Here is an 11,300-nt window from a genome sequence, read left to right as displayed (position 1 = left end):
CGGCACCACCGGATCCGCCCCTACACCCCGCGCCATAACGGGAAGGTCGAACGGTACAACCGGCTGATGGTCGATGAGGTCCTCTACGCCCGCCCCTACACCTCAGAGCAGGCTCGGCGTGAGGCCCTGGCGGTGTGGGTGAACCACTACAACTACCATCGGCCTCATACCTCCTGCGGAGACGCTCCTCCGACCTCGTTGGCACCGGCCCGAGTCAACAACGTCATGCCCTCCTACACCTAGGCGCGGAACGCCCTCCCCCGTCGTCGGGCGCACCGGAGACGGGTCGCTAGCCTGGACGCATGGCCTCCTGCCCCCCGTCGTCGTCCGACCCCACCGCCGCACCACCCCTGGCCCTGCCGCTGGCCCGCGAGGAGCTGGACCGCGGTGCCGTGGCCCGCCTCGACCCGGGCCACCTGGCGGCGTCCTGGGCGCGCGAGGGGACGGAGGTCCTGTGGCTGCAGGGCGGCCGCGCACCGGTCGCGGACGGCCGGCTCGTCTTCACCGCGCCCTCCGGTCCCGTGCCGGCCGAGGCCGCGTATCTGGGCCGCGGCACCGCGGCGGACCGGGGCCCGCACGGGCGGGAGCGCGAGGTGGTCTCCGTCGCCGTCGAGCCGCCGGCGGCCCTGCCCGAGGACGCGGCCGCCGCGCTCGCCGACGCCGTGTGGGTCGGCCTCCGCGATGCGGCCGCCGCCCTCAGCGACGCGGACACCGGGCTGTTCGTGGCCGCCGTCGCGAACGCCAACTGGCACGCCACCCACCGCTTCTGCGCGTTCTGCGGCGGCGTCACGGACGTCGAGGCGGCCGGCTGGGTGCGTCGCTGCCGCGACTGCTCCCGGGAGCAGTTCCCGCGCACGGACCCGGCGGTGATCGTGGCCGTCATCGACCCGGCCGGGCGGATCCTGTTGGGCCGCAACGCGGCGTGGCCCGAGGGGCTGTACTCCTGCCTGGCCGGGTTCGTGGAGCCGGGGGAGTCCCTGGAGCACGCGGTGGTCCGGGAGATCGCGGAGGAGTCCGGGATCACGGTGACGCACCCGCGCTACCGCGGCTCCCAGCCGTGGCCGTTCCCGCGCTCGCTCATGCTCGGGTTCACCGCCCTGGCCCCGGCCGGCGTCGAGCCGGTTCCGGACGGCGAGGAGATCCTCTCCGTGCGCTGGTTCGAGCGGAAGGAGCTCGCGCATCTGGCCCGCGAGGGCGACGTCACCCTGCCCGGGGCCGTGTCCATCGCGCGGGCGCTCATCGAGGATTGGTACGGTGGGATGCTGCCCGATGCGCAGACCCTGATCACCTAGGAGGACTCGTCCCGCATGAGCACTCCCGACGAGATCCTCCGCGGCCTCGACCCGGAGCAGCGCCGGGCCGCCACGGCCCTGCACGGGCCCGTCTGCATCCTGGCCGGCGCCGGCACCGGCAAGACCCGCGCCATCACGCACCGCATCGCCTACGGCGTGGCCTCCGGCGTCTTCGACCCGCACCGCACCCTCGCCCTGACCTTCACGGCGCGCGCCGCCGCGGAGATGCGCACCCGCCTGCGCGACCTCGGCGTGGCCGGCGTCCAGGCCCGCACGTTCCACTCGGCGGCCCTGCGCCAGCTGCAGTACTTCTGGCCCCAGGCCGTGGGCGGGCCCATGCCCTCGCTGATCGAGAACAAGGTGCGCCTGCTCACGGAGGTCGCCCAGCGCATGCGCATGACCGTGGACCGGGCCGGCCTGCGCGACCTCGCCGGCGAGATCGAATGGGCCAAGGTCTCCCTGCACGCCCCCGAGGGCTACGCCGAGGCCGCGAAGGAGCGGGAGATGCCCGCCGGCTGGACCGCCACCACCGTCGCCCGTCTCTACACCGGCTACGAGGAGGCCAAGACAGCCCGGAACATGATCGACTTCGAGGACGTGCTGCTGATCCTCGTGGGGATCCTGTCCACCGAGCCGCAGATCGCGGCCACGATCCGGGACCAGTACCGCGTGTTCGTGGTGGACGAGTACCAGGACGTCTCGCCGCTGCAGCACCGCCTGCTCGACCTCTGGCTCGGCGACCGCGGCGACCTGTGCGTCGTCGGCGACGCCTCTCAGACGATCTACTCGTTCACGGGCGCGACCTCCCGCTTCCTCACCGACTTCCGTGAGCGGTATCCCGCGGCCACGGTGGTCCGTCTCGTGCGTGACTACCGGTCCAGCCCGCAGATCGTGGAGGCGGCCAACCGCCTGCTGGCGGACCGCACCAAGGCGGGGGAGCGGGACCGCACGATGCCGCGCTGGCCCGACCCCCTCGAGCTCGTCTCCCAGCGGCCGGCCGGCCCCGACCTCGTGTTCGCGGAGTGCACCGACGACGAGGCCGAGGCCGGCTGGGTCGCAGACCGGATCGCGGCGCTGATCGACGACGGCGTGCCGGCCTCCGAGATCGCCGTCCTGTTCCGCACCAACGGCCAGTCCCAGGCCTTCGAGACGGCGCTGTCCTCGGCGGGCATCGGCTACCAGCTGCGCGGCGGCGAGCGGTTCTTCTCCCGGCGCGAGGTGCGCGACGGCATCCTGCAGCTGCGGGCCGCCGCCCGCGCCGCCCAGGACCTGACGGGCGACGACGTCACGGACCGGGTGCGGGACGTGCTCTCCTCGCTCGGCTACTCCGCCGAACCGCCGGCGGCCTCCGGCGCGGCCCGTGAACGGTGGGAGTCCCTGCACGCCCTCGTCAACCTCGCCGACCAGCTCGCCACGACGCGCGGGGCCGAGTTCACGTTGACCGAGCTCGTGGCCGAGCTCGACGAGCGTGCCCAGCACCAGCACGCGCCGACGGTGCAGGGCATCACCCTGGCCTCGCTGCACTCGGCCAAGGGCCTCGAGTGGGACGCGGTGTTCCTCGTGGGCCTGTCCGAGGGGCTCATGCCGATCTCCTTCGCGGAGACCCAGGCCGAGGTGGACGAGGAACGGCGCCTGCTCTACGTGGGCATCACGCGTGCCCGCCAGCACCTGTCGCTGACGTGGACGCTCTCGCGGGGCACGGGCGGGCGCTCCACCCGGCGGCCCTCCCGGTTCCTGTGGGCCATCGACCCGACCCTCGGCGGCACCCGCGAGCACGCCCCGGCCCGTGGTTCCGCGGCGGGCCCGACGGCGCCGCGGCGCCGGGGCGCGAAGGTCGCCGTGTGCCGCACGTGCGGCAAGCCCCTCGAGACGGGAGCCGAGCGCAAGGTCGGCCGCTGCCTGGACTGCCCCGCCACCTACGACGAGGCGGTGCTCGAGGAGCTGCGCGACTGGCGCACCCGCACGGCCGCCGAGATGCGGATGCCCGCGTTCGTGGTGTTCACGGACGCCACCCTCGTGGCCATCGCCGAGGCCATGCCGAAGACCCCGGCAGAGCTGCTGAAGGTGCCCGGCCTCGGCAAGTCCAAGCTGGAGAAGCACGGACCGGAGCTGCTCGAGCTGCTGCACGGCACCCCGGCGGCCTGAGCCGCGGACCCGCGCTCCGTTCCGCCGGCGGCGCCGACCCCCTCAGAACGCCCAGCCGAGCGCGTCCGGGTCGCAGGCACAGCCGGGCCGGGGGCGGACCCGCACCCGGCGCGTGCGTCCCGTCACCCGATCGGCCCGCAGCACGCCGGGGGCCGGTCCGGCCCGCAGCGCGTCCACGGTCAGCACGGCGGCCCGCAGCGCCGCGAGCCCGTCCACCTGTCCCCGGTGCGCCGACGGGCCGGGCGCCGTCGGGGCATCGGGGACGCCCGTCGGATCCGCGGGCCATCGGCACAGCGGGCACCCGCGCACCCCGGGGGCGCACCACGGTCCGACCGTGACCGCCTTCGGTCCCACCGTGACCGGCAGCAGCGGGTGGTCGGCGGCCAGGGCCTGCGCGGCCAGGTCCGCGTCGAGCACGGACCCCACCGCCACCGTCGCCTGCCCCACGAGCACCGGCACCGGGCCGTGGTGCGCGTAGAGGCGCAGCCCGGGGGCCACGTCGCCCAGCCGGCGCTCGAGCGCACCCGCCCGGGGCCGACCGAGGTCCCCGGGCAGCAGGCCGGTCCCCAGGTCCGCGGCGTCGACGGGCCGCGGATCCCACAGGGCCAGGCGCAGCGCCCCGGCCCCCGCCAGGGCGTGGGCGATCGCCGCGCCCACCGCGTCGAGGCCCGCCACATGGACGTCGGTCGGCGGGGCCCACACCCCCGGCTCCGGCGCTGACGCGGCGGTGTCATGAGGGACGGTGGTGACGGTCTCGGCGACGGTGCGCACGGCTCTCCTCTCGGCTCGGTGCCTCCCACCCTGCCAGGGCGCCCCCGGACCGCGCCGGATTGTCCACAGCCTGCGGCCCATGCCGGAGAATGGCCCGATGCGCCCTGTCCCGCCCGCCCCCGGCCGCCCTCCGCGTGCCGTCCCGGCCGCCCACCGCGGTCCCGCCCGCGAGAGCACCGACCTGGACTGGGAGGGCACGCCCGTGCGGCTCGTGCGCTCCACGGCCCGCACCCGCACCGTCTCGGCGGCGTGGCGCGACGGCCGCCTGCAGGTCAACGTCCCGGCCCGTCTCTCGGCCGCGCAGGAGCGCGAGTGGATCGGCCGGATGGTCGCGAAGGTGGGCGCACGCGGTGGGACGGGGCAGCCCGCGGCCGACCCGGACGGCCGCCCCGCCGACGCCCGCTCCGACGACGCGCTCCTGGCCTGGGCGGGACGGCTCTCGGCGGCACACCTGGGCGGGCGGGCCCGTCCGGTCTCGGTCACGTGGTCGGCCCGGCAGCGCCGCCGCTGGGGCTCGTGCACGCCGGGGCGCGGCACCATCCGGCTCTCGACGCAGCTGCGCGGCATGCCGGACTGGGTGGTGGCGGCGGTGCTCGTCCACGAGCTGGCCCACCTGCTGGAGTCCGGACACGGCCCGGCCTTCCGACGCCTCGTGGACCGGTACCCGCGCTACGCCGAGGCGATGGCCTTCCTCGACGGGGTCACCTTCGCCGAGGGCCGCGGTCGCACGGCGCCGGACCGGTGGGCGGAGGACGAGGACGCGGGTTGACACGACGGCGGGCGGCCCGCACCCGAGGTGCCGGGCCGCCCGCGGCCGTCGTGCCGAAAGGGGCTCAGCCCTCGCGCGGCGCGTCGCCGAAGCCGCCCTCGAGGAGCTTGCGCAGCTCGTCGTCGAGGGACTCGGTGCTGGCGTCCGCGGCGGAGCGGCGCCCGGTGTACCCGGCGGGGTCCTCGAGGTCCTCCGCCGTGGGCTGACGCTCGGGATGGCGCCAGATCTCCTCGCGATACTCCGTGCCGTGCTCGGCCGTGACGTGCTCCCAGAACGCGGCGGCCTCGCGCAGGCGGCGCGGGCGCAGCTCGAGGCCCACGAGGGCGGCGAAGGCCTGTTCGGCCGGGCCACCCGAGGCGCGGCGGCGGTTCATGGTCTCGCGCAGGGCGGCCGCCGACTCGAGCGGGCGCGCGGCCTCGGCGACCACCACGTCCACCCAGCCCTCCACGAGGGCGACGAGCAGCTCCAGCTGGTCCAGCGCGGCCTGCTGGGTGGCGTCCGGGGCGGCGATGAAGGACGCCCCGTCGAACACGGCCTGCAGGGAACCGGGGTCCATCGGGTCCACCGACTGCGCGGCCCGCTCGATGCCCTCGGTGTCCAGGCGGATGCCCGCGGCGTACTGCTCGACGGCGGCGTACAGGTCCCGCTCGAGCCACGGCGAGTGCAGGAACAGGCGCATGCGTGCGGCCTCACGCAGGGCCAGGTAGATGCGGATCTGGTCGTCCGGCACCGAGAGCCCGTCGCCGAACTCCTCGATGTTCACGGGGACGAGGGCGAGACGGTGGCCGGCGACGGGCAGGCCGATGTCCGTGCCCGAGAGCACCTCCTTGCCCAGGGCGCCCACGGCGCCCCCGAGCTGCAGGCCGAACATCGTGCCGCCCATGTTCTTCAGCATGGGCTGCAGCCCGCCGAGCAGGGAGGCGTCCATGCCCTCGGGGAGCTGACCCGGCAGCTGCTGCTCGATGGCCGCGGACATCGCACGGGACATCGAGATGGCCACGGGCTCGGTGAGCCGGCGCCACTGGTCCATGGTCGCCTCCACCCACTCGGCACGGGACCAGGCCACGCCGACGCTGCCGACGGGCTCGGTCTGCGTGACGCCGTCGAGCCACAGCTCGGCCAGCCGCAGCGCCTCGTCCACCTCGCGTCGCGCGAACGAGCCGACGGCCGGGTCCTCGCCGGCCACGGCCTGGCGGGCGGCCTGCTTCGCCAGAGACCAGTTCACGGGGCCGTCCGAGCCGGAGCCGGAGCTCATCATCGCCTGGAACTGGGCCATGGCCTGCTGCATCATGGCCGGATTCAGCTGGGACGGGTCGAAGGGCACCCCGCCGGGGCCGCCCAGGCCCTCCATGGCGCGTCGGACTTCGTCCGGGTCGGGGCCCTGGCCGCCGAAGAGCTGCCGCAGCATCTCCTCCAGGGGGTCGCGGCCGTCGTCGGATCCGGGCGTGCGCGCGTCGTTGCTCATGTCTCCAGCGTATCCGCGTCGGCGCGACGCGCCCGCCCTCCCGACGTCGCGGCGGCGCGGTTCGCCCATGGCGCACGGCGTCGCGCGGGGCAGGCGGGGGTCGCGGCCCCGCGTAGACTGGTGTGACCGTCGCCGCGCGGCCCGTGCCCGGCGGCGAGGACGGCCCGATCAGGACCCCCAGGAAAGACGGTGTCGCGTGCGCGCAGTGCCCTCGAGGACCACCCGCGCCGCCCGCGTGCCCTTCTCCGGATGGCTCGCCCTGGGCAGCGCCGGGCTGGCACTGCTGGCCCCCACCCCCTACATCCTCGAGGGCCCCGGCCCCGCCGTGGACCTGCTGGGCGAACGCGAGGGTCGACCCGTGCTGCGCGTCGAGGGCGGCGAGGCGGACCCGGGTGAGGGGACCCTGCACATGACCACCGTGATGGTCGGGGGTCCTCCCATCGGCACCACCTCCCTGCTCGATCTCGGCCGCGGCCTGACGGACCCCGCCGTGGACGTGGCCCCGCGCGAGCTGATGTATCCCACCGGCGTCACCTCCGACGAGGTCGGCGAGGCCAATTCGGCGGCCATGTCGGACTCCCAGCAGACCGCGACCGCCGCGGCCCTGCACGAGCTCGGACGCGAGGTGCCCCAGCGGCTCGTCGTGCAGCAGCTCGTGCCCGGCGGGCCCGCCGAGGGCGTCCTGCGGGCCGGGGACGAGGTGATCGCCGCCGAGGGACGGCCCGTGGCCGACCTGGAGGCCGTGCGCGCCGCCGTCGGGGCCGCGGGGCCCGACCCGGTCACGCTGACGGTCCGCCGGGACGGCGTGGAGCAGGACCTCGAGGTGCCCGTGGCGGCCGCCCCCGAGGGCGCACCCCAGCCGTGGCAGATGGGGGCCCTGATCGAGTCCGCCTACGACGTCCCGGTGGACGTCGAGCTGACCGTGCCGGACATCGGCGGGCCCTCGGCGGGTCTGATGTTCGCGCTCACCGTGATCGAGCGGCTCACCCCGGGGGCGATGACGGGGGGCGCCCCGATCGCCGGAACAGGCACGATCACGGGGGACGGCGTCGTGGGCCCCATCGGCGGGATCCCGCAGAAGGTGCGCGGCGCCGCCGAGGCGGGGGCCACGACGTTCCTCGCCCCCACGGCGAACTGCGAGGAGCTGGCCGGCCGTGTGCCCGAGGGTCTGACGGTGTACCCCGTGGACACGCTGGGCCAGGCCCGCGACATCGTCGAGGCGGTGGCCCGGGGGGAGAGCCCGGCCGCCGCCCGGACGTGCGGCTGAGCCGACGCACACCAGGACCACCAGACCACCAGACCGGACGACATGTCCGGGGCGCAGCGCCCCGGACCGGAGCAGAGCCCCGCGGACGCGGGAGGGAAGAGGACAGAGCAGTGAGCTTCGGACAGGGAGGCGGCGGACCGTTCGGCGGCCCGCCCCGTGACGGCGGCGGGACCGCCGGGGGACAGTCCGGCCCGTTCGGGGCGTTCGGCCCCTTCGGCGGCGCCCCGCGCGGCCCGGGCGACGACGGCGACCGCGGTCCTGGTGGCCCGTTCGGCGGGGGCGGGTCCTCCGCCGCGCGCGGCAGGGGCCGGCCGGGCCGGCCGAGCGCGCTCGTGCTGACCATCATCGCGGTGGCCGTGCTCGCGGGGCTGTTCGTGGTGTTCACGAACGTCTACACGGACGTGCTGTGGTTCTCGCAGCTGGGCTTCACCGAGGTCTTCTGGACCGAGGTCGTCGCCAAGGCCGCGCTGTTCCTGATCGCCGGGCTCGGGATGGCCCTCGCCGTGTGGCTGGCGATCCGCACGGCCTGGCGCCACCGCCCCGCGGACGCGTCCGCGGCCGCGCGGGACTCGCTCAGCCAGGCCCAGCGCCAGCTGGAACCCATCCGGCGCCTGGTGTTCCTGGGTGTCCCGCTCGTGCTCGGCGTGTTCGCCGGCTCCACCGCGATGAACGGGTGGAACACGGTCCTGCTGTTCCTGAACCAGGTGCCTTACGGCCAGGCGGACCCGGAGTTCGGCCTGGACCTCATGTTCTTCATGGCCACCCTGCCGTTCCTGACGCTCGTGGTCGGGTACCTGATCTCGGTGGTCCTGGTCTCCGGCATCACCGGTCTTCTGGTGCACTACCTGTACGGCGCGGTGCGCGTGGAGGAGGGCGGCGGCGTGCGGATCACCCCGGCGGCGCGCGCCCACATCGGCATCACCCTGGCCGTGTTCCTGCTGCTGCAGGGCGTCAACTTCTGGCTCAACCGCTACCGCACCACGCAGTCGCAGACCGGCAACTGGGCCGGCGCGCTCTACACGGACGTGAACGCGGTCATCCCGACGTCGGCGATCCTGGCGGTCACGGCCGTGATCGTGGCCGGCCTGTTCGTGTGGACGGTGGTCTCGGGCCGGTGGCGGTTGTCGCTGATCGGCACCGCGGTCCTGGTCATCACGGCGCTCGTGGTGGGCACGGCGTACCCCTTCATCGTGCAGGAGTACCAGGTGAAGCCGTCCGAGCGCACGCTCGAGTCCCAGTACATCGAGCGGAACATCGCCATGACGCGCGAGGCGTACGGCCTGGACGACGTCGAGGTGACGAACTATGAGGGCGCCACGGACACCGAGGCCGGGGCCCTGGCGGGCGAGGAGGCCAACACGGCCAACGTCCGTCTCATGGACCCGAACCTGATCTCCCAGACCTTCGGGCAGCTCCAGCAGTTCCGTCCGTACTACGCGTTCCCCACCACCCTGCACGTGGACCGCTACGAGGTGGACGGCCAGACGCGGGACACCATCCTGGCGGCCCGTGACGTCAACGTGGACGACTCCCAGTCGTGGGTGAACCGCCACACCATCTACACGCACGGCTACGGCATGGTCGTGGCCGACGCCTCCGAGGTCGCGGCCGGCGGCCGGCCCCAGTGGCTGCTCTCCGAGATCCCGACGCGCGGGCCGCTGGCCTCCGACCAGGACTACGAGCCGCGCATCTACTTCGGGCACAACTCGCCCTCGTACTCGGTGGTGGGTGCGCCCGAGGGCGCGCCGGCCGTCGAACGCGACCGGCCGCAGACGGCCGACTCCCAGGAGGACACGGCGTACACCTTCTCCGGCGACGGTGGCCCCTCGGTGGGCAACCTGTTCAACCGGCTCGCGTACGCGGTGAAGTTCGGCTCGCCCGAGCTGGTGCTGTCCTCGGACGTGAACGAGGCCTCGCAGATCCTCTACGACCGCGACCCGGCCGAGCGCGTCCGCAAGGTCGCGCCCTACCTGACGGTGGACACCGCCCCCTACCCGGCGATCGTCGACGGCCGCGTGCAGTGGATCGTGGACGCCTACACGACCTCGGACCAGTTCCCGTACTCCACCGCCCAGCAGCTGGGCGAGGTCACGGTGGACTCCCTGAGCCAGGGCCAGAACCCGGCGCTCCAGGGCCGGGTGAACTACATCCGCAACTCGGTGAAGGCGACGGTGGACGCGTACGACGGCTCGGTGTCCCTCTACGCGTGGGACGACCAGGATCCGCTGCTGCGGGCCTGGCAGAACGTGTACCCGTCCTCGCTGCGCCCGTACTCGGAGATGAGCGCCGGACTCATGGACCACGTCCGCTACCCGGAGGACATGTTCAAGGTCCAGCGCGAGCTGCTCGGCCGCTACCACGTGACCGATGCGGACGACTTCTACGAGAACAACGACGCGTGGTCCGTGCCGTCGGACCCCACGCGCGAGGAGGACGTCAAGCAGCCGCCGTACTACATGACGCTGCAGATGCCCGGCCAGGACGAGCCGGCGTTCTCCCTCACCAGCAGCTACATCCCCCAGATCACGGACGGTGCCCAGCAGCGCAACGTGCTCTACGGTTTCCTCTCCGCCACCGGCGACGCCGGCTCGGGGGAGGACGGCGTGAAGGCCGAGGGCTACGGGAAGCTCCGACTGCTCGAGCTGCCGCGGTCCACCACGGTGCCCGGCCCTGGCCAGGCGCAGGCGAACTTCGACTCGAACGCGGACGTCTCGCGGGAGCTGAACCTGCTGCGCCAGGGCGCGTCCGAGGTGCTCAACGGCAACATGATCACTCTGCCGGTGGCCGGCGGCATCCTCTACGTCCAGCCGGTGTACGTCCGCTCCTCGGGCGGCACCACCTACCCGACGCTGCGCAAGGTGCTCGTCTCGTTCGGCGACAAGGTCGGCTTCGCGGACACCCTCCAGGAGGCCCTGGACCAGGTGTTCGACGGCGACTCGGGCGCGGTCACCCCGGAGGAGAACCAGGCGGAGGCGCCCGCACCGGGCGAGGAGCCGTCGGCTCCGGGCACGGTCGAGGAGGAGCTCTCGGCGGCCCTCGAGGAGGCGCAGGACGCCCTGACCCAGGGCCAGGAGCGTCTGGCCGAGGGCGACTGGGCCGGCTACGGCGAGCAGCAGAAGCGTCTCAACGAGGCCCTGAAGCGTGCCACCGCCGCCGACGACGCCCTGGGCGGCGACGCGCCCGCCCAGGACCAGGCCCCGGCCGAGGCGAGCCCCGCGCCGTCGTCGAGCCCCAGCCCGACGCCGAGCGGCTGAGCCGGCGCCGGCGGGCCGGGCCCGCCGGACCGTCGACGGCGGCCCCGGCCACGCACCGCGCGTGGTCGGGGCCGCCGCCGTCTCGGGGCAAGTGGCCGCCGCATGGCCGCCGGATGGCGGGACGCTGACGCCGATTTGAACTCGACGGGACGGGTGTGTATAGTTCTAGAAGTCGCCGCGGGGTGGAGCAGTTCGGTAGCTCGCCGGGCTCATAACCCGGAGGTCGCAGGTTCAAATCCTGCCCCCGCAACGAGAAGGAGAAGGCCCCCAGCATCTGCTGGGGGCCTTCTCGCATGCCCGGGCCCGGTCGCCCCGGCCCGCCGGCACGGTGCCGGCG

At 74.4% G+C, this 11,300-nt stretch carries 8 protein-coding genes and 1 tRNA gene; 7 read left to right on the top strand and 2 right to left on the bottom strand.

All coding sequences use genetic code 11. The features are described from left to right. The 3 genes from DE149_RS08990 to DE149_RS08980 all read left to right on the top strand — a co-directional run. Positions 1 to 243, top strand: a 243-nt coding sequence (locus tag DE149_RS08990; RefSeq protein WP_147084472.1) for an integrase core domain-containing protein, incomplete at its 5' end; no start/stop codon positions are given. 59 nt (positions 244 to 302) lie between these two features. Next, a complete protein-coding gene (nudC, locus tag DE149_RS08985; RefSeq protein ID WP_036314348.1) occupies positions 303 to 1,292 on the top strand; it encodes an NAD(+) diphosphatase in 990 nt (329 codons plus the stop codon). Positions 1,293 to 1,307: 15 nt separating this feature from the next. Further along, complete coding sequence (locus tag DE149_RS08980) at positions 1,308 to 3,437, top strand: ATP-dependent DNA helicase UvrD2 (protein ID WP_041105123.1); 2,130 nt, start codon at positions 1,308 to 1,310, stop codon at positions 3,435 to 3,437. A 42-nt stretch (positions 3,438 to 3,479) separates the two neighbouring features. Here DE149_RS08980 and DE149_RS08975 read toward each other — a convergent pair whose 3' ends face one another. Beyond that, positions 3,480 to 4,208 carry a ThiF family adenylyltransferase gene (locus DE149_RS08975; RefSeq protein ID WP_041105125.1) on the bottom strand — a complete coding sequence of 243 codons (729 nt, stop codon included), beginning with the start codon at positions 4,206 to 4,208 and terminating at the stop codon, positions 3,480 to 3,482. Between the two features lie 97 nt (positions 4,209 to 4,305). Between DE149_RS08975 and DE149_RS08970 the strand changes: the two genes are divergently transcribed. Beyond that, positions 4,306 to 4,977 carry a M48 family metallopeptidase gene (locus DE149_RS08970; RefSeq protein WP_041105127.1) on the top strand — a complete coding sequence of 224 codons (672 nt, stop codon included), beginning with the start codon at positions 4,306 to 4,308 and terminating at the stop codon, positions 4,975 to 4,977. A gap of 64 nt (positions 4,978 to 5,041) precedes the next feature. Here DE149_RS08970 and DE149_RS08965 read toward each other — a convergent pair whose 3' ends face one another. Next, positions 5,042 to 6,442 carry a zinc-dependent metalloprotease gene (locus DE149_RS08965; RefSeq protein ID WP_041105129.1) on the bottom strand — a complete coding sequence of 467 codons (1,401 nt, stop codon included), beginning with the start codon at positions 6,440 to 6,442 and terminating at the stop codon, positions 5,042 to 5,044. Positions 6,443 to 6,638: 196 nt separating this feature from the next. Between DE149_RS08965 and DE149_RS08960 the strand changes: the two genes are divergently transcribed. From DE149_RS08960 to DE149_RS08950, 3 genes are all read left to right on the top strand, one after another. Continuing rightward, entirely contained in the window at positions 6,639 to 7,709 is a 1,071-nt protein-coding gene (locus tag DE149_RS08960) for a PDZ domain-containing protein (RefSeq protein WP_233437066.1), read from the top strand. Between the two features lie 110 nt (positions 7,710 to 7,819). After that, a complete protein-coding gene (locus DE149_RS08955; protein WP_036314360.1) occupies positions 7,820 to 10,963 on the top strand; it encodes a UPF0182 family protein in 3,144 nt (1,047 codons plus the stop codon). A 176-nt stretch (positions 10,964 to 11,139) separates the two neighbouring features. After that, positions 11,140 to 11,213, top strand: a tRNA-Met gene (locus DE149_RS08950). The last annotated feature ends 87 nt before the right edge of the window (positions 11,214 to 11,300 follow it).

This window comes from Micrococcus sp. KT16 (genome assembly GCF_003315015.1).
Classification (GTDB): Bacteria; Actinomycetota; Actinomycetes; order Actinomycetales; family Micrococcaceae; genus Micrococcus; species Micrococcus luteus.
The sequence above is the reverse complement of the archived record's forward strand: the minus strand, read 5'-3'. Positions and strand labels throughout refer to the sequence as shown.